The sequence below is a fragment of the Streptomyces sp. NPDC002181 genome, assembly GCF_042890485.1.
Lineage (GTDB): Bacteria > Actinomycetota > Actinomycetes > Streptomycetales > Streptomycetaceae > Streptomyces.
On record NZ_JBIASC010000001.1, the window covers coordinates 1,177,006 to 1,195,082 of the forward strand.

Annotated in this window: 18 protein-coding genes and 1 pseudogene; 7 read left to right on the forward strand and 12 right to left on the reverse strand. The window is 71.6% G+C overall.

Annotation, left to right across the window (positions count from 1 at the left end):
- The first annotated feature begins 26 nt into the window (after positions 1-26).
- The gene (locus ACFYXV_RS05465) at positions 27-563 is read left to right on the forward strand and encodes a GNAT family N-acetyltransferase (protein WP_389382044.1); all 537 of its coding nucleotides are present in this window, start codon (positions 27-29) and stop codon (positions 561-563) included.
- 59 nt (positions 564-622) lie between these two features.
- Here the strand turns inward: ACFYXV_RS05465 and ACFYXV_RS05470 are convergent, their stop codons facing one another.
- From ACFYXV_RS05470 to ACFYXV_RS05480, 3 genes are all read right to left on the reverse strand, one after another.
- Positions 623-1,765: a hypothetical protein gene (locus ACFYXV_RS05470; protein ID WP_389382045.1), complete on the reverse strand. Its 1,143-nt coding sequence runs from the start codon at positions 1,763-1,765 to the stop codon at positions 623-625.
- Between the two features lie 178 nt (positions 1,766-1,943).
- The gene (locus ACFYXV_RS05475) at positions 1,944-2,855 is read right to left on the reverse strand and encodes a glutaminase (RefSeq protein WP_389382046.1); all 912 of its coding nucleotides are present in this window, start codon (positions 2,853-2,855) and stop codon (positions 1,944-1,946) included.
- A 13-nt stretch (positions 2,856-2,868) separates the two neighbouring features.
- Positions 2,869-3,564 (reverse strand): demethylmenaquinone methyltransferase, encoded by a 696-nt coding sequence (locus ACFYXV_RS05480; RefSeq protein WP_383344241.1) that lies wholly within the window; start codon positions 3,562-3,564, stop codon positions 2,869-2,871.
- Positions 3,565-3,763: 199 nt separating this feature from the next.
- Here ACFYXV_RS05480 and ACFYXV_RS05485 point away from each other — a divergent pair, with 199 nt between their 5' ends.
- Complete coding sequence (locus ACFYXV_RS05485) at positions 3,764-4,690, forward strand: DUF3152 domain-containing protein (RefSeq protein WP_385467459.1); 927 nt, start codon at positions 3,764-3,766, stop codon at positions 4,688-4,690.
- 69 nt (positions 4,691-4,759) lie between these two features.
- Entirely contained in the window at positions 4,760-5,089 is a 330-nt protein-coding gene (locus tag ACFYXV_RS05490; protein WP_385467457.1) for a response regulator transcription factor, read from the forward strand.
- Here ACFYXV_RS05490 and ACFYXV_RS05495 read toward each other — a convergent pair.
- From ACFYXV_RS05495 to ACFYXV_RS05515, 5 genes are all read right to left on the reverse strand, one after another.
- Complete coding sequence (locus ACFYXV_RS05495) at positions 5,058-5,315, reverse strand: hypothetical protein (RefSeq protein ID WP_385467454.1); 258 nt, start codon at positions 5,313-5,315, stop codon at positions 5,058-5,060. The two genes, ACFYXV_RS05490 and ACFYXV_RS05495, sit on opposite strands and share 32 nt — an antisense overlap.
- A 59-nt stretch (positions 5,316-5,374) precedes the next feature.
- Complete coding sequence (locus tag ACFYXV_RS05500) at positions 5,375-6,019, reverse strand: hypothetical protein (RefSeq protein ID WP_389382047.1); 645 nt, start codon at positions 6,017-6,019, stop codon at positions 5,375-5,377.
- Between the two features lie 7 nt (positions 6,020-6,026).
- Positions 6,027-7,226, reverse strand: a complete 1,200-nt coding sequence (mqnC, locus tag ACFYXV_RS05505; protein WP_376018699.1) for a cyclic dehypoxanthinyl futalosine synthase — start codon at positions 7,224-7,226, stop codon at positions 6,027-6,029.
- 72 nt (positions 7,227-7,298) lie between these two features.
- Positions 7,299-9,083: a serine/threonine-protein kinase gene (locus tag ACFYXV_RS05510; protein ID WP_389382048.1), complete on the reverse strand. Its 1,785-nt coding sequence runs from the start codon at positions 9,081-9,083 to the stop codon at positions 7,299-7,301.
- Positions 9,084-9,316: 233 nt separating this feature from the next.
- Complete coding sequence (locus ACFYXV_RS05515; RefSeq protein ID WP_383344259.1) at positions 9,317-10,180, reverse strand: menaquinone biosynthetic enzyme MqnA/MqnD family protein; 864 nt, start codon at positions 10,178-10,180, stop codon at positions 9,317-9,319.
- Positions 10,181-10,417: 237 nt separating this feature from the next.
- Here ACFYXV_RS05515 and ACFYXV_RS05520 point away from each other — a divergent pair, with 237 nt between their 5' ends.
- Complete coding sequence (locus ACFYXV_RS05520; RefSeq protein WP_030162033.1) at positions 10,418-10,621, forward strand: cold-shock protein; 204 nt, start codon at positions 10,418-10,420, stop codon at positions 10,619-10,621.
- Between the two features lie 191 nt (positions 10,622-10,812).
- Here ACFYXV_RS05520 and ACFYXV_RS05525 read toward each other — a convergent pair whose 3' ends face one another.
- A complete protein-coding gene (locus ACFYXV_RS05525; RefSeq protein WP_389382049.1) occupies positions 10,813-12,501 on the reverse strand; it encodes a lytic transglycosylase domain-containing protein in 1,689 nt (562 codons plus the stop codon).
- Between the two features lie 236 nt (positions 12,502-12,737).
- Here ACFYXV_RS05525 and ACFYXV_RS05530 point away from each other — a divergent pair, with 236 nt between their 5' ends.
- Positions 12,738-13,532, forward strand: coding sequence for a thioredoxin domain-containing protein (locus ACFYXV_RS05530; RefSeq protein WP_389382050.1), 795 nt, complete (start codon positions 12,738-12,740; stop codon positions 13,530-13,532).
- A gap of 59 nt (positions 13,533-13,591) precedes the next feature.
- The gene (locus tag ACFYXV_RS05535) at positions 13,592-14,068 is read left to right on the forward strand and encodes an SRPBCC domain-containing protein (protein ID WP_385467436.1); all 477 of its coding nucleotides are present in this window, start codon (positions 13,592-13,594) and stop codon (positions 14,066-14,068) included.
- A 44-nt stretch (positions 14,069-14,112) separates the two neighbouring features.
- Here the strand turns inward: ACFYXV_RS05535 and ACFYXV_RS05540 are convergent, their stop codons facing one another.
- The gene (locus ACFYXV_RS05540) at positions 14,113-14,967 is read right to left on the reverse strand and encodes a helix-turn-helix domain-containing protein (RefSeq protein ID WP_385467433.1); all 855 of its coding nucleotides are present in this window, start codon (positions 14,965-14,967) and stop codon (positions 14,113-14,115) included.
- Positions 14,968-15,226: 259 nt separating this feature from the next.
- On the opposite strand from ACFYXV_RS05540, the gene ACFYXV_RS05545 reads away from it, so the two are divergent.
- A complete protein-coding gene (locus ACFYXV_RS05545) occupies positions 15,227-15,700 on the forward strand; it encodes a carboxymuconolactone decarboxylase family protein (protein WP_385467430.1) in 474 nt (157 codons plus the stop codon).
- Positions 15,701-15,729: 29 nt separating this feature from the next.
- On the opposite strand, the gene ACFYXV_RS05550 is transcribed toward ACFYXV_RS05545, so the two are convergent.
- Positions 15,730-16,209, reverse strand: a complete 480-nt coding sequence (locus ACFYXV_RS05550; protein WP_389382051.1) for a hypothetical protein — start codon at positions 16,207-16,209, stop codon at positions 15,730-15,732.
- Between the two features lie 91 nt (positions 16,210-16,300).
- A pseudogene (locus tag ACFYXV_RS05555) lies at positions 16,301-18,064 on the reverse strand (AMP-dependent synthetase/ligase).
- Positions 18,065-18,077: the final 13 nt, after the last annotated feature.

The following is an 18,077-nucleotide window of genomic DNA, read 5'->3' on the forward strand; positions in this document are numbered from 1 at the left end:
GATCACGAACCCGAAGGGCTGCCCCGATGACCGCTTCGCCCACCTCGCCCGCCTCGCTCCCCACCGTCCGGCTGCGCGTGCCGACCGACGAGGACGCCCGGGCCTGGCACGAGGTCTTCGACGACCCCGACGTGATGGAGTTCCTCGGCGGCCCGGCCGAGCTGTCCCTGTACGAGGAGTTCACGGCGCGCCAGCGGATGCACGACGCACAGCTCGGCTTCTGCCTGTGGACGCTGCTGGACGCGGACGGAGCGGTCATCGGCTTCACGGGCGCCCAGCCGTGGCCGCAGGAGAAGGCGTGGGGGCCGGTCGGCGAGATCGAGATCGGCTGGCGCCTGGGCCGCTCGGCGTGGGGCAAGGGCTACGCGTACGCGGCGGCCCTGGCGACGCTGGAACGCGTGCGCGCGGCGGGGCTGGACCGGGTGGTGGCGATGATCAACGACGGGAACCGGCGCTCGATCGCGGTCGCGGAACGCCTCGGCATGACCCTGGCGGACCGCATCCCGCTCCCCGGCGGAGTCCGCCACGGCCTCCGCTACGAACTCGTGCTGACCGCGGGCTAGGGGGTGTGCGGCCGAGGCGGTGCGGCGATGCCTGCCCGCCGCACCGCCTCTGCGCGCGCCTACACGCGCGGCAGATTGATTTCGAGGTCACGGCACACCGCGATGGACCCTTCAGCGTTCTTCACCTTGGTCTCGGTCAGACGCTCGGTCCGCTTGCCCGAGGCCACCGCCACCACACCTATCTCGGTCGCCACTCCGTTCAGCAGCTGAAACGCGGAGTGGTTCTGCTCCAGATAGACGATGAGCTGGTCGGCCGCGCCCGCCTGCGTGCTACCGAAGATCATGTACACGCACGTGTGCCCCATGACCGGGTCGGATTTGTGGTCCCTCTCATGTTGGTACGCCTTCTTCACCGCATTCTTGTGGTCCGTGCTGTGGGCGAGGATGGCGCCCTCCACAGCGATCACCGGGCGAAGTTTGCCGTCCGTCTGGATCCGCAGCCCCGCGGCGGCGAACTTCTCCAGCAGCTGCTCGGACGACCGCACTCGGGTGGATTCCTTCAATTGCTTGAAGGTGCACAAGTCCCTGATGATGACGCCTGGGGCGGCCAAGGCGCACATGGTGTCATCGGCCACCGCGTCGAGCCCGTCCCGCGTCCGCTCGGGTGCCTGCTGGCCCTTGTTGGCGCCCGCACCAACGATCAACGGCCTCGAAGTGCCCTTCACGTTGTTCCCCCGCGTGAGCGTGCGGGTCGGCTTGTCCCCGGACCTCTGCTTGGGGCCGCTCCCCTGCGGGGGTGTCTCCTCCGGCAGGAACTCGCCTTGGTGCCAGATCCCCTTGCGCGGCGCGACGAACGTCGCGTTGATGTCGTGCTGGTCCAGGTGCTGGAACGCATGGCCCTGGGGGACTTCGCCCACCAGATCGCCCACCAGTTGGGTCAGGTACGGGAGCCCCTGGATGGGGAAGGGGTACTTGCCGTCGTCGTGGATGTCGAAGAAGTTGAAGGGGTTGGCGCAGGCGTCCAGAGTGCTGACGCCGAAGACGGAGCAGAGTTCGGCGGCGGCGTCACCGTCGGGTTCGGTGAGCAGCGCCTGGTACAGCACCTGGTACACCGAGCCGGGGTCGCTGCCGTCCGGCTGCGCGTGCCTGCCGTCCGGGAGGAAACGGGTCGCCCGGATGAGCGCGTCGAACAATTCCCGCTGGTCGGCCTGACCATTCAACATGAACAGGAGGTCCATGAGGGTCATCGGCTTTTCTTCCACGTTCCGCTCCATCGTCTCGCCGGGGCCCGGACGGCCTGCCGTTCCGAACCACCACTCAAAGGCACGGCGAGACGTGGTGCGAGAGGAGACCATGCACGTGACCGTTCCGGCGATTCACCCCCTTTGTGCGCCCGATGAGGCAGTGGATCCAGGGGTCGCCCGTCTCCCACGAGCCGGATCAGAAGACGGACAGGCCGGTCAGCGTCGTGAACCGGTCCAGGGCGGCCACACCCGCGACCGAGTTGCCGTGCGGGTCCAGGCCCGGTGACCACACCGCCAGCGTGCACACACCGGGCACCACCGCCACGATCCCGCCGCCCACGCCGCTCTTTCCGGGGAGGCCGACGCGGTACGCGAACTCGCCTGCCGCGTCGTACGTCCCACAGGTCAGCATCACCGCGTTGACCTGCTTGGCCTCGCTCCGCGTCAGCAGCCGCGACCCGTCGGCCCGCAGCCCGTGCCGGGCCAGGAACCGCGCCGCCCGTGCCAGGTCGGCGCAGCTCATCTCGATCGAGCACTGCCAGAAGTAGTGGTCCAGCAGCGCCGGCACGGGGTTGTCGATGTTCCCGTACGAGGCCATGAAGTGCGCCAGCGCGGCGTTGCGGTCGCCGTGCTCGTGCTCCGAGGCCGCCACCTCCGCGTCGAAGCCGAGCTCCGGGTTCCCGCTCTCCTCCCGGAGGAACTGGAGCAGTTCGCTGCTCGCGTCGCCCGTCAGCGTCTGGAGCCGGTCCGTGACCACCAGCGCGCCCGCGTTGATGAACGGATTGCGCGGAATGCCGTTCTCGTACTCCAGCTGCACCAGGGAGTTGAACGGGTTGCCCGAGGGCTCCCGCCCGACCCGCTCCCACAGGCTGTCGCCGCCCTCGGCCAGCGCCAGCGCCAGCGCGAAGACCTTCGTGATCGACTGGGCGGAGAAGGGAACCTGCCAGTCCCCCACCCCGTACACGTTCCCGTCGAGATCGGCGACGGCCATCCCGAACTGCCCCGGGTCCACGGAGGCGAGCGCGGGGATGTATTCGGCCGGCGTGCCCCCGCCCACCAGGGGGGCGACATCGGCCGCTATCTGCTCCAGGAGGGGCTGGTAGTCCACCGCTCGCTACGCCCTACTCCGCCTTGGAGCCGCGGTGCAGCGCCACGATGCCGCCGCTCAGGTTGCGCCAGGCCACCTTCGACCAGCCGGCCTTCTGGAGCAGGCCGGCCAGCGCGGGCTGGTCCGGCCACTCGCGGATCGACTCGGCGAGGTACACGTACGCGTCGGGGTTGGAGGAGACCGCGCGGGCCACCGGCGGCAGGGCGCGCATCAGGTACTCCGTGTACACCGTCCGGAAGGGGCCCCACGTGGGCTGCGAGAACTCGCAGATCACGACCTGCCCGCCCGGCTTGGTCACCCGGTACAGCTCGCGCAGGGCCGCGTCCGTGTCCTGGACGTTGCGCAGTCCGAAGGAGATCGTCACGGTGTCGAAGACGTCGTCCTTGAACGGCAGCTTCGTCGCGTCGCCCGCGGTCAGCGGCAGCCAGGCGTGCCGCTTCTTGCCCTCGCGGAGCATGCCGAGCGAGAAGTCGCAGGGGACGACGTACGCGCCCGTCGCGGCGAACGGCAGCGAGGAGGTCGCGGTACCGGCGGCCAGGTCCAGCACCTTGTGCCCGGGGCGCGCACCGACCGCCCTGGCGACCTCCTTGCGCCACAGACGGGCCTGCCCGAGGGAGAGGACGTCGTTGGTGAGATCGTAGTTCGCCGCCACACCGTCGAACATGGAGGCGACTTCGTGCGGCTGCTTGTCCAGGGAAGCGCGGGTCACTGGCGTTGGCCCCTCAGGTGCGGTGCGGTACGGGTGGGCTGATACCGGGCCATTCTCGCAGGCGGCCCCGGGCCCCACCGCCGGGGGCACAACTGGCCCGATGGACAGTTACGCGGAGCACTCGCGTCCGCGTTGACTGACAGGTATGGCCTGAACAAGGCCCACCGAAACACGATATTCACGAACAAAGGGCTCCACGATGCCGGCAGGCCATACCACCGGTCACGGTCGAAGTTCCCGTCGCGGACGGCGCGCCCAGCAGCGGGCCGAGCGGCGCAAGCGGCTCCACCGCACGCTCCTCGCAGCGGCCGCGGTGGCCGCCGTGGCGGCGACCGCCTACGCGGTCGTGCCGCTGGACGACGCCTCCTCCGCCTCGGACTCCGTGGCCGCTCCGGCGTCCGGTGCGCCCGGTACCGCCTCCGGTACGCCCGGACAGGACCCCGCGGCCGCCTCCCCCTCGGCCTCCGCCGGGTCCGCGGGATCCGCAGGGTCCGGGAAGCCCTCCGACGATGCCTCGAAGCCGGGCGGCGAGGGGGGCGGACCGACCGCGGGCAAGACGCCCCAGTCCGGCCCGGGCACCTTCGCCGCCTCCTCCCGTGCGGGGCAGCCGCAGGGCAAGGGGGCCGCCCGCAAGTGGCGCGTCGAGGTCGAGGACGGGAGCGGAGTCGACGCGAACGCCGCCGCCCAGTCCGTGGAGAAGATCCTCGGGGACCCCCGCGGCTGGATCAAGGACCCGGCGTACGGCTTCCAGCTCGTCGGGGCCGGCCAGCCGGTGGACTTCACCGTGAAGATCGCCACACCCACGACCACCGACCGGCTGTGCGAGGTGGTCACCCCGGAGCTGATCGGCGAGACGAACTGCCGGGCCGGCCACACCGTCGTGGTGAACCTCAAGCGCTGGCTGGAGGGATCTCCGCAGTTCAAGGGGGCCGTGGAGGAGTACCGGGCGCTGATCGTCAACCACGAGGTGGGCCACGAACTGGGCCACGACCACGAGACCTGCCCGGGACCCGGAAAGCCCGCTCCGGCGATGATGCAGCAGATAAAGGGGCTGCTCGGCTGCAAGGCCAATGCCTGGCCGTTCGACGGAAATGGAACCTACCTGTCGGGACCACCCGTCCCATAGGGCAGAGAGATCCGACGGGCCGCGCGAGTTGACCGCTCGACAACCGGCCGGGGGCGAGGAGTGGAAACCATGCGCGTCGTCAGCTACAGCGTCCCCGTCTGGTTCCCGCCCCGCACGGGGGAGGACGTACGGCCGCGGGCCCAGCTCACCGAGCAGGAGTCGGCCGTGTTCCGGTCCCTGGCGACCGGCGCCTCGAACGCGGAGCTCGCGGTCGAGCTCCAGCTGTCCGTCAGCACGGTCAAGTTCCACGTGCACAACATAAGAGCGAAGCTGGGCGGCATCAGCCGCCTCCAGGCCTGCCTCCTGGCCGCACTGGCCCGCGAATCCGCCGGCTCGCAGGAACCCGGCCGCCCCGGCGCCGATCCCCTCAGGCGAGTGCCAGCAGCCCGCCGAGGCTGAGGACGAGCCCGCCGAGGGCCACGACCGTGGCCATGACGCGGAAGACCTGGGCGGACATGACCAGCTGAGGCTGCCCGAGGTCGCCCCGGGCCTGCATCGCCCGCTCCGCGTTGCCCGCGGCCCAGCGTTCCAGGCTGCCCACGCATCCCCGGACGTTCAGGGCGACCGCCCCGCCCCCGAGGAACGCGACGGTACCGAGGCCCAGCAGGAAGACGGCCGGACTCATGAAGACCCCCCAGGTCGTGTGATGACCGTCGGAGATTAACAGCGCCTAGCGCGGGGCCGTCAGCGGCGGCGGTGGAGGAGGCGGCCGGATATGACCGTGGCCACGCAGGTGGTGGAGCCCTGGGCGAGGAGCTGCGCCGCGTCGGCCGCGGCGAAGGCCGCGAAGCGGGCCGGGGCGCCCGCTTCGAGTGCCCCGTGGAAGGCCTCCTCGGCGGCGTCGCGGCCCGCGAAGGGGTCCAGCGAGGGCTCCCCGGCGGCCGGGGCCGGCGGGAGCAGGGTCAGGCCCGAGCGGACCACCGCCGTGCGGACCGCCGGGACCGTGAGCCTCCCGGCCACCGCCACCACCCCGCGGGCCAGCAGCTTCTGCGTGGCCCGCCGGGCGCTGTTGCCCCAGCGGGACTCCGTCGGCGACAGGGCGGCCAGCGCCTCGGCGCCGCTGATCGGGCCGGCCCCGAGTTCGGCGGTCTCGTACGGGTCGTCCGGGTAGTACGTCCGCTCCAGCAGCTCGTCCGCCCCGCGCACCAGCAGCCCCGGGGTCAGCACCCCGGGCCAGCGCCGGACCCGCGCGTGCGGGCAGCCCGCCGCGAGCTCCTCGTACGGGCCCACCCGGGCGATCCGGTCGCCCTCGACCAGGACCGCCCCGCCGGACAGCGGCGCGCGGCCCGCCCCCGGGAGCAGGAGGTCGGCGGTGTGAAGCGTCAGCACGGGTGGGTCAGTTCGTCGAGATGAGCTTCAGCTCGGGGTGGGCCGTGCCACCCTCGATCGCCGTCGACGAGATGTGCGAGACCACGCGGTCGTCGACCGGGTCGTTCGCCGGGTCGTCGTGCACGAGGAGGTGCTCGTACGTCGTCGCGCGCTGCGCCGGGACCCGGCCCGCCTTGCGGATCAGGTCGATGATCTCCTGGCGGTTCGAGCGGTGCTTGGCGCCCGCCGAGGAGACGACGTTCTCCTCCAGCATGATCGAGCCGAGGTCGTCCGCACCGTAGTGCAGCGAGAGCTGGCCCGCTTCCTTGCCCACGGTCAGCCAGGAGCCCTGGATGTGGGCGATGTTGTCGAGGAAGAGCCGCGCGATCGCGATCATGCGCAGGTACTCGAAGACCGTCGCCTGGGTGCGGCCCTTGAGGTGGTTGTTCTCGGGCTGGTACGTGTACGGGATGAAGGCGCGGAAGCCACCCGTCCGGTCCTGCGTGTCCCGGATCATCGCGATGTGCTCGATGCGCTCGGCGTTCGTCTCTCCGGTGCCCATCAGCATGGTGGAGGTGGACTCCACGCCCAGCTCGTGGGCGATCTCCATGATCTCCAGCCAGCGCTCGCCGGACTCCTTCAGCGGGGCGATCGCCTTGCGCGGCCGCTCCGGCAGGAGTTCGGCGCCGGCGCCCGCGAAGGAGTCGAGGCCCGCCGCGTGGATCCGCTTGATGGCCTCCTCCGCGGAGACGCCCGAGATGCGGGCCATGTGGTCGACCTCGGAGGCGCCGAGGGAGTGGATGACCAGCTGCGGGAACGCCTTCTTGATCGCGGAGAAGTGCTCCTCGTAGTACTCCACGCCGTAGTCCGGGTGGTGTCCGCCCTGGAACATGATCTGCGTGCCGCCGAGCTCGACGGTCTCCGCGCAGCGGCGCAGGATGTCGTCGAGGTCGCGGGACCAGCCCTTCTTGGTGTCCTTCGGGGCCGCGTAGAAGGCGCAGAACTTGCACGCCGTGACGCACACGTTCGTGTAGTTGATGTTGCGCTCGATGATGTACGTCGCGATGTGCTCGGTGCCGGCGTAGCGGCGGCGGCGCGCCGCGTCGGCGGCCTGGCCGAGCGCGTGCAGCGGGGCGTGCCGGTAGAGGTCGAGCGCCTCTTCCTTGGTGATCCGGCCCCCTGCGGCGGCACGGTCGAGGACAGACTGGAGAGCGGCCTGGTCGGTCACCGGTGCGTCACCTTTCGGCGGTGTCAAGAGGTACGGACCGATCCAGCCTACGCCAGGGCCCGTCGGCGGCTTTCAGGGGATGCGGGTCAGGTCGCCCTCGGGGTTTCCGGCCGGTCCGTCGCCCGACTTGTAGTGGAGCGTCCCGTCGGCGTTCAGGGTGAAGCGCTCGTCGGCGGAGCCGTTGGAGCAGATGCCCGGCGCCGGGTTGGTGCCGCCCGCCGTGTCCAGGACGAGGGAGCGGTCGGTGGCGGAGGCCAGCTTCCAGTCGCCGCTGCAATCGGTGCCGAAGAGCGGCAGGACCGACTTGTCCCGGCCGACGATCTCGCCGACCTTGCCGGCCTTGATCGTGATCTCGAACTCGCTGGGGACCCCCGCGCGGGCGGTGGTGACCGTGCCCTTCCAGGTGCCGGTGAGCTCCTTGGGGACGTCGCCCCGGGTGCCGGACGGCGCCGTCGAGGGTTTGGCGGTCGAAGGGGTGCCCGAGGGAGTGGCGCTCGGGGAGCCCTTCGGAGCCGGGGTCGCCGCCGTCGCCGGGGGCCGGGCGGCGGTGTCGCCCGAGGCGTGCTCGCCGGCGTCGCCGCCGGTGCCGGGGAGCAGCCCCAGCCCGTACAGGCCGCCGCCGGACAGCACGGCCAGGACGGCCGTCGCCGCGAGCACCAGCGAGCAGCTGAAGCGCCGCCCGGCCGCACTGAAGCTGACCTGGCGCGCCTGGTCGGGGGAGGTCCGCGGCTGCGGCACCCCGCCCCCGCCGGTCTCGGTGGGGCTGTGCGCCGCGTCCGGCGGGGGCGGCGGCCCGTAGGGCCCGTACGAAGGGACGGAGCCGCCGGAGCCGGCGGCGCTCCCGTACGAGGGGTCCGGCGCGCCGAAACCGACCGCGGGTCCCCCGTACGAGGAGGCCGTGAACGGCACCGGCCCCGAAGCCGATTCGGCGAAGGGCACCGGCCCGGATCCCTGCGCGGGGCCCGGCGGAGCGGCCTCCAGGTCCAGCAGGGCCATCGCCGCGCGGCTGGCGTCCTCCACCACCGGCGCGGGAAGCCAGCCGGGGGCGCGCAGGGCGCCGGCGAGCGCCTGCGCGATCCCGGCCGGGGCGGGCCGGTCGGCGGCGGCCTTGGCCAGGCAGGCCGCGATCAGCTCGCGCAGCGCGCCGGCCGGGACGGCGTCGAGGTCCGGCGGCTCGTGGACCACCTTGTAGAGGAGGGTCGCCGAGTTGTCCCCGGTGAACGGCGGCTGCCCGGTGGCCGCGAACGCGAGCACGGCGCCGAGGGAGAAGACGTCGGCCGCCCCGGTGATCCCCTTGCCGAGGATCTGCTCGGGGGACATGTAGCCGGGGGAGCCGATGGAGACGCCGGTGGAGGTCAGCGAGGCCGTCCCGTCGGTGGCCCGGGCGATGCCGAAGTCGATCAGCCGGGGGCCGTCGAGGGTCAGCATCACGTTCGAGGGCTTCACGTCCCGGTGGACCAGTCCCAGCCCGTGCACGGCCGTCAGGGCGCGTGCCAGGCCTTCGCCGACGGCCCGTACGGAGCCCTCGGGAAGAGGGCCGTGCGCGGCCACGGCGCCGCCGAGCGAGGGGCCCGCCACGTACCCGGTGGCCACCCAGGGCACGGCCGCTTCCGGGTCGGCGTCCAGGACGGGCGCGGTCCACTCGCCGCCGACGCGGCGGGCGGCCTCCACCTCGCGGCGGAAGCGGGCGCGGAACTCCTCGTCGGAGGCGAAGTGCGGGTGCACGATCTTGACGGCGACGGTCCTGCCGCCGGCGCTGCGGCCGAGGTAGACCCGCCCCATGCCGCCCGAGCCGAGCCGGCCGAGCAGCCTGTACGCGCCGATGGTCCGCGGTTCGCCGGCTTCGAGCGGCTGCATCGCGTCCCCCCTCCCCCGTCGGTGCCTGAGCACTGAGCACTGAGCGCTGACGGCCGGTCCCGGACCGGCCAAGAGCACCTTAGGGGGTGGGCGGCCCGCCGCGGCGAGGTATTCCCACTCGTGGACGGGAAAGCGAAAAGAGGGGGAATTCCCGGGAAACGGCATTTCCGCCGAAGCGAACCGGAACCAGAACCGGAACCGGAACCGGAACCGGCGGCCCCGATCGGAAATGATCAGACGCGCACGCCGTCCCCGTTCAGCAGCTCCACCGCGACATCCGCGTCATAGCCGGTACTCGGTCCCGTGCGACGGGCGAATTCCCTTACACCGGCCAACTGTTCGGGCCCGAAGCGGAAGTCGAGCGTGGTGAAGTACCGCTCCAGGAGATCGGCGTCGAAGGCTTCCCAGCGGGCCGCCTGCTCGGCGACCTTGGCGACCTCTTCCAGGGAGAGGTCGCGGGAGTCGAGGAAGGCCTCGTGCACCTTCTGCACGACGGCCGGTTCGCGGGCGAGGTAGTCCTTGCGGGCGGCCCAGACGGCGAAGACGAACGGCAGCCCGGTCCACTCCTTCCACATCAGCCCCAAGTCGTGCACGTGGAGGCCGAGCCGGGGCGCGTCGTGCAGCGAGGCGCGGAGCGCGGCGTCCCCGATCAGTACGGCGGCGTCGGCCTCCTGCATCATCAGCCCCAGGTCGGGCGGGCAGGTGTAGTAGTCCGGCTCGACCCCGTACCGCTCGGAAAGCAGCAGCTGGGCGAGGCGTACGGACGTGCGGGAGGTCGAACCGAGGGCGACGCGCGCTCCGTCCAGCTGCTCCAGCGGTACCTGCGAAACGATCACGCAGGACATCACGGGACCGTCGCAGCCGACCGCGAGATCGGGGAACGCGACGAGCTGGTCGGCGTTGCGGAGGAACTCCACGAGGGTGATCGGACCCATGTCGAGCTCCCCCTGGACGAGGCGCTCACTGAGCTTCTCGGGGGTGTCCTTGGTCAGCTCCAGGTCCAGCAGCGTGCCGGTTCTGGCCAGTCCCCAGTAGAGCGGAAGGCAGTTCAGGAACTGAATGTGGCCGACGCGGGGCCGGCTGCGATAGACGTCCACATCGCGAGACTAGCCCCCGTGTCTCCGTCAGCCTTCAGGCGGCCCTCAAACGTCCGGGTGACGTGATCTTTCCCTCTGGTCTCCGCCACAGGGTGCGTGCTAGGCTCGTCGCAAGTTGCAGTTTGGTTTCCCTTGCAGTACGAGGCCTGCGGAGAATGTGACCCGCAGGCTTTTGTAGTTTTCAGACTTCTTAGCAGGTTCTGGAGCAGGGCGACCCTTTGGCCCATAGGAGGGCTCATGGCTACCGGAACCGTGAAGTGGTTCAACGCTGAAAAGGGCTTCGGCTTCATCGCCCAGGACGGCGGCGGCCCGGATGTCTTCGTCCACTACTCCGCGATCAACGCCTCTGGCTTCCGCTCCCTTGAGGAGAACCAGATGGTGAACTTCGACGTCACGCAGGGTCCGAAGGGCCCGCAGGCGGAGAACGTCACCCCGGCCTAATCGCCTGGGCCAACCTAATCGCGGTTGGATAAGCAGTACCCAAGGAGCCCTGCCTCCTCCGTGCGAGCGGAGGTGGCGGGGCTCCTGCCTTTTCCCTCCCGGGTGGAGGTCGGGGCCGAAACGCCGACCGCCCCCGGTCACCGTCGAGACGGTGACCGGGGGCGGTCCGTGTGCGGGTCGGGCCGGACGGCTTACCGAGCCGGCGGCGTCGTCGGCGGCGTCGTCGCCGGAGCCGCCGTGATCTTCAGGTCCAGGACCAGGACCACGTTGTCCTTCGTGATCAGGCGCAGGTGGTACGTGCCCGGGGCGACTTCCGTGGTGAACAGCTCCGGCAGCGCGATCTTGCCGTCGGCACCGGCCGGGGCCAGGAGCAGGCTCGTGACCTTGTTGCCGTCCTTGTCCTTGAACCAGGGGCCCTTGGACTTCGCCGGGTCCACGGGGACCCACGGCCCGTCCTTCTCCTTCTGCTCGACGAGTCCGGCGGTGACCTGCGTACCCTCGGCGGCCTTGCCCTGGGCCGTGGCCGTGAACTCCAGGCCCTTCAGGCCCTTGCCCGCCTCGACCTCCAGCGGCTTGTCCGCGCCGTCGTCGGTCCGGGCCAGCTTGTCCGCGACCGGGGCCGGCTTCGCCGTGACCGTACCGGTGAAGCTCACCGTCAGCTGCGCCTCGGTGTTGTACGCCGCCACCCGCAGGGTGAACCCGCCCGCCTTGGCACCGGCCTTCAGGCCGGGCAGCGCCGCGACGCCCTCGGAGTCGGTCTCGACCACGAGGAACGTCTTGCCCTCGGCGCCGATGGTGGAGCCCGTGGTGTCGTCCTTGAGCTCGAACAGGATGGGCTTCGCCGCGGCCGGCTTGCCGTCGCTGAGCACCGCCTTGATCCGCGGGACCGCCGTGAACGCCGAACCGGCCTCGGCCTTGAGCTCCGCGCTGCCGAGCAGTTCCAGCTTGGCCAGGGTCGGCGTCGGCGTGGGCTTCGGCTCCTCCGGCTTCGGCGTGGGGGTCGGGGTGGGCTTCGGCGTCGGGGTGGGGGTCGGCGTGGGCTTCGGCGTCGGGGTGGGAGTCGGCGTGGGCAGCGTCGAGGTGGGCGGCGTCGGGTAGTTGCCGACCGGCGGGTTCGGCACCCCGGCGGCGCCGTTCTGGTACTGGTGCATGTACCCGAGCACCGTGTTCACGTACTCGCGGGAGTTGTTGTAGCTGAGGATCGCCCGGTCGAGCTGCGCCTGGTCCGAGAGGTTGCGGTCGCCCGCGCACAGGTAGAGGCCCGCGCCCAGCGCCGCGTCGTAGATGTTGTTCGGGTCGCGCTTGGAGTCGCCGTTGCCGTCGGCGCCCCAGGTGGCCCACGTGGAGGGGATGAACTGGAGCGGGCCGACGGCGCGGTCGTAGACGGCGTCCCCGTCGAACTCGCCCTTGTCGGTGTCCTTGATCTCGGCGAACCCGTTGCCGTCGAGGCGCGGCCCGCGGATCGGCTTCTCGGTGTAGCCGTCGTTCTTGAGCCCGTAGCCGGAGGCGTGGACGGACTCGACGCGGCCGATGCCGGCGAGCAGCTGCCAGGGCAGCTTGCAGCCGGGGAGCGCGGCGGCCACGGAGATCTCGGCCCGCTTGTACGCGTCGAGGGCGGTCGCGGGTATGCCGCTGGCCCCCTCACCGGCACCCGCGCCCGCGGTGGGCGGTACGGCGGGATCGGCGAGCGGGTCGGGCAGATCGAGGCGGGCGTCGCCTCGGTCGGTGGCCTGGGGGCTGTCCGGGGTGGGCTCGGACTCGCCCGCATCGGCGGTGGACGTGTTGGTCACCACCGCGGCGGTCGTCAGGCTGGCCGCGAGCGCGGCCGTGCACAGGACCTTGCGCGAGGTGTTGACGAGGTGACGGTGAAGCGGCTTCACAGTGCGGCGATCCCCCCAAGGCGGCCGACAAGGTATACGACGGCGGGTCGAGCCGTGGATATCCACTGTCTATCAGGTATTCGGACGCGACTCACCGCCACCCGGGCAGATGTGACACACCATTCGTCTCGGCTTCACCGGGTCCTCACGGCCGTCCGGACAAAGGACGTTGGTCCATGGTGGAAAGGCACCAAAGACCTACTGTTTGGTACGCCTTGGGTCCTTAGGGTGGTTTCATGGCGACCAGTACCAGGAACGACCGGCGGCGCGAAGCCCGCGAACGACTGCGCGCACAGCGGGAACAGACGGCCCGGCGCACGAGGCTGCGCGGCCGGCTGCTGGTCGGCGGAGCGGTCGCGGCGGTGCTGGCCATCGCGGCGGGGGGTGCGGTGTTCGCCACCGGCTCCCAGCCCTCCGGCGCCGACGGGCCGTTCGTCCAGCCCGCGCACACCACGGGCAGGGACGGCATCACCGTCCCGTACGGAAAGGCGGACGCGAAGAACGTCCTGTCGGTCTGGCTCGACCCGCGCTGCCCTTACTGCGCGGGCGTGGAGACCGGCCTCGGCACGACCTTCCGGGAGGACGCGGACGCGGGCGCCTTCCGGGTCGAGTACCACTTCGCCACCTTCCTGGACGGCGCGCTGGGCGGCAAGGGCTCGAAGCGGGCCCTGAACGCGCTCGGGGCGGCGGTGAACGAAAGCCCCGAGAAGTTCATGGAGTACCTCCAGGTGCTGTTCGCGAACCATCCCGAGAAGGAATCGGACGACACGTTCGGCTCGACGGCGACCCTGCTGGAACTCGCGGACCGGGTACCGGGGCTGCGTACGCCCGCCTTCGACCGGGCGGTCAAGGAGCTCACGTACATGCCGTGGGTGGAGAAGGTCGGGCAGGCGTTCTACGACCAGGGCAAGAAGGGCACGCCGGACGTGTCCATCGACGGGAAGCAGCTCGTGCTCAACTCCGGCAAGGGGATCGAGTCCGTCACGCCGGAGGCGTTCCGGAAGCTGGTCGCGGAGAACCGGAAGGCCTGAGGGGTAAGGGCGGTGCGCCACGGACGGATCCGGCTCCGCCGGTCCTACGGTGGGATGCCATGACCACCATCGAGCCGGTCCGCGTCCCCGACCTGTCGGACCGCCCCCACGAGCTGACCGTCGAGCGGTCGATGATCGCCACCGAGCACACCCTGTACGCGGGGTGGACCGAGGAGTTCGACCGCTGGTTCGCGGCCCCCGGCTCGGTGCTGATGCGGGCCGAGGTGAACGCGCCGTTCTTCTTCGAGACCGAGTCCGCACCCGAACCGGAGGGCCCCCGCACCAGGCACCCGCACTACGGGCGCTTCCTGCGCCTGGTCCCGAACCGGCTGGTGGAGCTGACCTGGGTGACGGGCCGGGGCGGCACGGAGGGCGCCGAGACCGTCGTCACGGTCGAACTCCTCCCCCACCCGATCGGCACCCACGTCCGGCTGACGCACGCGGGCTTCCACGACGAGGCGGCCCGCGACCGGCACGCGGCGGCCTGGGAGCAGGTGCTGATCCAGCAGGACGAGGCGCTGACCGGGGATGAGTAGGCGGCCGGTGACCGGGGCCCGCGCGGCGAGGCCGGGCCGGACCCTCAGGCGACGCGCTCGGGCTCCACGGGGAGCCAGAGCTCGGCGTCGGCCTCGGTGTGGTCCGGTGACATGCGCAGGCGCAGGATCTCGGGGCCGGTACGGCTGCGGTACGGGTTCGACGGGAACCATTCGGTGAACACGTCACGCCACAGCTCCTGGATGGCCCGCGGTGCGGGTCCGGAGGTGGTGAAGACGGCCCAGGTCCCGGCCGGGACGGCCAGGGAGCCCTCGGTGGACGTGATCACGCCGTGGTAGTAGTCGAGCTCGGTGCCCTCGGCCCGGCCGGGGTCGAGGTCGTCGCAGACCGCGACGATGCCGTGCGGCTCCTGGTCCGAGAGCTTCTCCAGGCGCTCCAGCGTCCGCGGGTCGATGCCGCGGACGAAGTCGATGATCGCCTGGTTCGGACCCGCGTGAACCAGGGGCACACGGGCCTTGGGTCCGGCGACGGTGAAGGCCGGCTTGTCCACGACGCGATAACGCATGCTGCTGCTCCCTTCGATGGTGAGGCGGAAGGCCATCCGGGACTGGGAGCTGAGCGTGGCGCCCGTGCGCCGGGCCTCACCCGGCCCGACGCCGTGCATGGCGCGGAACGCACGGGCGAACGCCTCGCCCGAGCCGTAGCCGTGGCGCACGGCGATGTCCAGCAACGTGTCGCGCCCCGCCAGCACTTCGGCACCCGCGAGGGTGAGCCGGCGGCGGCGGACGTACTCCGACAGCGGCATGCCCGCCAGTGCGGAGAACATCCGGCGCAGGTGGTACTCCGAAGTGGCCGCGATGCGCGCCAGCTCGTCCACCTCGATCGTCTGGCCGAGGTGGCGCTCGATGTGCTCCATGGCCTGGTTCAGCCGCTCCAGCATGCCCGGTGTCCTTCCTCTTCGCGCTCACCACGCTAGGCGGCGCCCACCGTGCCGGACCCGACATTCCGTGCCCGATGAAGTCGGGTGCCGCGCCCCCCGGGACCGGCCCGCGGTGACCGCGCACCGCGAAACCTGCGCCCCGCCGAACAGGTGAGCCGCGCCTCCCCCGGCCGTGTCGGCCGGCCGTCACATTCGGCGGGGTTGTTCCGTCATTGCTGTGGAACGGTCCGCGATCCGCACGGCACACAAGGAGACCACGATGGACGCCCGCCTCGACTTCTTCGGCAACGCCCTGGCTGCCAAGTTCTCGCGCTACATCAACTCGGCGGGCAAGGTCATCTCGGACTCGGCCCTGCCGCACGCCACCCAGGAGCTGGTGAAGCTGCGGGCCAGCCAGATCAACGGCTGCGGCTTCTGCACGGACATGCACTACAAGGACGCCGTGCACGCCGGAGAGGACGCCCTGCGCCTCAACATGGTCGCCGCCTGGCGTGAGGCCACGGTCTTCACCGATGCCGAGCGGGCGGCCCTGGAGCTGGCGGAGCAGGGCACGCGCATCGCCGACGCGGCGGGCGGGGTCACGGACGAGGCGTGGGCGAACGCCTCCAAGTACTACGACGAGGACCAGATGGTGGCCCTGGTCTCCATCATCGCCCTGATCAACGCCTACAACCGGATGAACGTCCTCGTCCGCCAGCCGGCGGGCGGCTATCAGCCGGGCCAGTTCGGCTGACAGCGAGGCCGGCCGAGGTCGCCCCCTTGTCATTCCGCCTTGCGGAACCGCTTGGCCAGCACCGGGTCCGACTCCCACCACAAGGCGGTCCCGGTGTGCTCCTCCTCTGCGGCCACCGCCCGGTGGGCGGTGCCGCCGTCGGCCCGTACCCGGAACAGCAGGCCGGGGCAGACCCGCAACACGACGCCGATCAGCACGATGGAGGCGACCACGTAGACCGGCGGGACCGTGATGGCCGCGAGGAGCGGAAGCAGGACGGCGGCCTTCGCTCCGGTTCCCTGGGCCACGACCCGGGAGTCCCGGCCCTCGGTCAGCTCCACCGTCACGGTGTTGGAGCGGGTGCCGTCCTTCGCTGCGACCCGGACGGTGTGGGTGCCCGCGGCCACGGGGAACCGTGCGCTGGTGCCCTGGTCGACCTGCCCGACCACCACGCCGTCCACGACCACGGTCCACGTTCCCGACCGGCCCAGCCCCGGCTCGTCCGCGCGCACCACAACGGTCCCTGTCATGAGCCCCCCCCGCTCCCTCGCTGCTCAGGCAGCGAAACCGCGGCACATACTAGGGCCGCGCCCCCGGTCCGCGCCCTCGGGCCCCGTACCGCTACGCGTACAGCGCGTCGATCTCCGCCGCGTAGCGCTGCGCCACCGCCGTGCGGCGCAGCTTCAGGGTCGGGGTCAGGGTGCCCGCCTCGATGGTGAAGTCCTCCGGCAGGATCCGGAAGGCGCGGATGCGGGCCGGGCGGGAGACCGTGGCGTTGGCCGCCTCGACCGCCTCCTCGACCAGGGCCCGGACCCCGGGGTGGGCCGCTGCCGCGGCCAGGTCGAAGGCCTCCAGGCCCTCCCGGCGCGCCCACGCCCCGATCTCCTCCGCGTCCAGGGTGACCAGGGCGACCGGGTGGGGGCGGCGGTCGCCGATGAGGACCGCCCGCGAGACGTACCGGGAACGCTGGACGGCGAACTCGACCTCCGTCGGGGTGATGTTCTTCCCCGCCGAGGTGATGATCAGCTCCTTCTTGCGGCCGACGATCGACAGGTACCCGTCGGCGTCCAGTTCCCCCAGGTCCCCGGTGTGCAGCCAGCCCTCCGCGTCCAGTGCCCGTGCCGTCGCGTCCGGGTTCGCGTGGTAGCCGGGGAAGACCATCGGCCCGCGGACCAGGATCTCTCCGTCCTGCGCGATGCGGACCTCGCAGCCCGCGATGGGCCTGCCGACCGTGCCGTGGCGGGTGGCTTCCGCGTGGTTCATGCTGATCAGCCCGGCGGTCTCGGTCATCCCGTAGCCCTCGTAGATGGTGATCCCGCAGGCCCGCAGGAAGTCCATGGTCGCCGGGGCGATCGGCGCCGCGCCGGTCACCGCCTGGTTCAGCCGGCCCCCGAAGGCACTCCTGACCAGCGAATAGAGGTTCTTCTCGGCCTCCTCCCAGGCCGGCCGGTCGGCCTCCGGGAGCCGTCCTTCCGCCGCGAGCACCCCGATCCGCACCGCTTCCCGGAAGCTCTCGGCGCCGCCCTCCCGGGACTCGGCCATCGAGAGCACCACCGAGTGCACCTTCTCGAACAGCCGGGGAACGGAGGGCAGATGGGTGGGCTTCGCCTCGGCCAGCTCGGAGAGCACGTCCTCGATCCGGCCGCCGAAGTAGCACAGCTCCCCGCCCGCCAGCAGGGTCGTGAACTGGATCAGCTGGGCCAGCACGTGCGCCAGCGGCAGGTACAGGTACGTGGAGTCGCCCGGTCCGCCGTGGATCAGCGGGCGCGTCGCGTCCTGGATGGCGCCCATGTTGCCGTGCGTGAGACGGCACCCCTTCGGCAGGCCCGTCGTCCCCGAGGTGTAGATGATCGACGCGTCGGACTCCGGGGTCACCTGCCGGGCCCGCTCCAGGAGTTCCGCCTCCGGGGCCGCTTCCATGTCGGCCAGCGCGTCCATCCGCACGACCGCCCGCAGGGCCGGCAGTTTCGCCCGCAGCGCCTCCACCCGGTCCGCCTGCGCCGCGTCGTCGCAGACGACGGCCACCGCCTAGGCGTCCGAGAGGACCCAGGCCAGCTCCTCCTCCCCGGCCGAGGGGTAGACCGGTACGAGGACGGCGCCCGCCGCCATGATCCCGAAGTGGGTGTACGTCCATGCCGGGCGGGTTTCGGCCAGGACCGCCACCCGCTCCCCGGGACCCACCCCCAGCCCGATCAGCGCCCGCCCGGTGCGCCGTACGCGCTCGTGCAGTCCGGCGTACGTGACGGTGGCCCAGCCCCCGCCCCCGTCCCCGTCCCCGCCCTCGTCCCCGTCCGGGTCCCGGTGGCGCAGGGCGGTCTCGCCGCCGTACCGCTCCGCCGTCCACTCCGTGAACACCGCCAGCGTCTCCGGTCGCACAGCGTCCATCGCGTTCGCCTCC

What these genes read in the sequence shown, in the direction of transcription:
- ACFYXV_RS05465 (WP_389382044.1), top strand. Translation starts at nt 27, where the DNA reads ATGACCGCTTCGCCCACCTCGCCCGCCTCGCTCCCCACCGTCCGGCTG.
- ACFYXV_RS05485 (WP_385467459.1), top strand. Translation starts at nt 3,764, where the DNA reads ATGCCGGCAGGCCATACCACCGGTCACGGTCGAAGTTCCCGTCGCGGA.
- ACFYXV_RS05490 (WP_385467457.1), top strand. Translation starts at nt 4,760, where the DNA reads ATGCGCGTCGTCAGCTACAGCGTCCCCGTCTGGTTCCCGCCCCGCACG.
- ACFYXV_RS05495 (WP_385467454.1), bottom strand. Translation starts at nt 5,315, where the DNA reads ATGAGTCCGGCCGTCTTCCTGCTGGGCCTCGGTACCGTCGCGTTCCTC.
- ACFYXV_RS05510 (WP_389382048.1), bottom strand. Translation starts at nt 9,083, where the DNA reads ATGCAGCCGCTCGAAGCCGGCGAACCGCGGACCATCGGCGCGTACAGG.
- ACFYXV_RS05520 (WP_030162033.1), top strand. Translation starts at nt 10,418, where the DNA reads ATGGCTACCGGAACCGTGAAGTGGTTCAACGCTGAAAAGGGCTTCGGC.
- ACFYXV_RS05530 (WP_389382050.1), top strand. Translation starts at nt 12,738, where the DNA reads ATGGCGACCAGTACCAGGAACGACCGGCGGCGCGAAGCCCGCGAACGA.
- ACFYXV_RS05535 (WP_385467436.1), top strand. Translation starts at nt 13,592, where the DNA reads ATGACCACCATCGAGCCGGTCCGCGTCCCCGACCTGTCGGACCGCCCC.
- ACFYXV_RS05540 (WP_385467433.1), bottom strand. Translation starts at nt 14,967, where the DNA reads ATGCTGGAGCGGCTGAACCAGGCCATGGAGCACATCGAGCGCCACCTC.
- ACFYXV_RS05545 (WP_385467430.1), top strand. Translation starts at nt 15,227, where the DNA reads ATGGACGCCCGCCTCGACTTCTTCGGCAACGCCCTGGCTGCCAAGTTC.
- ACFYXV_RS05550 (WP_389382051.1), bottom strand. Translation starts at nt 16,209, where the DNA reads ATGACAGGGACCGTTGTGGTGCGCGCGGACGAGCCGGGGCTGGGCCGG.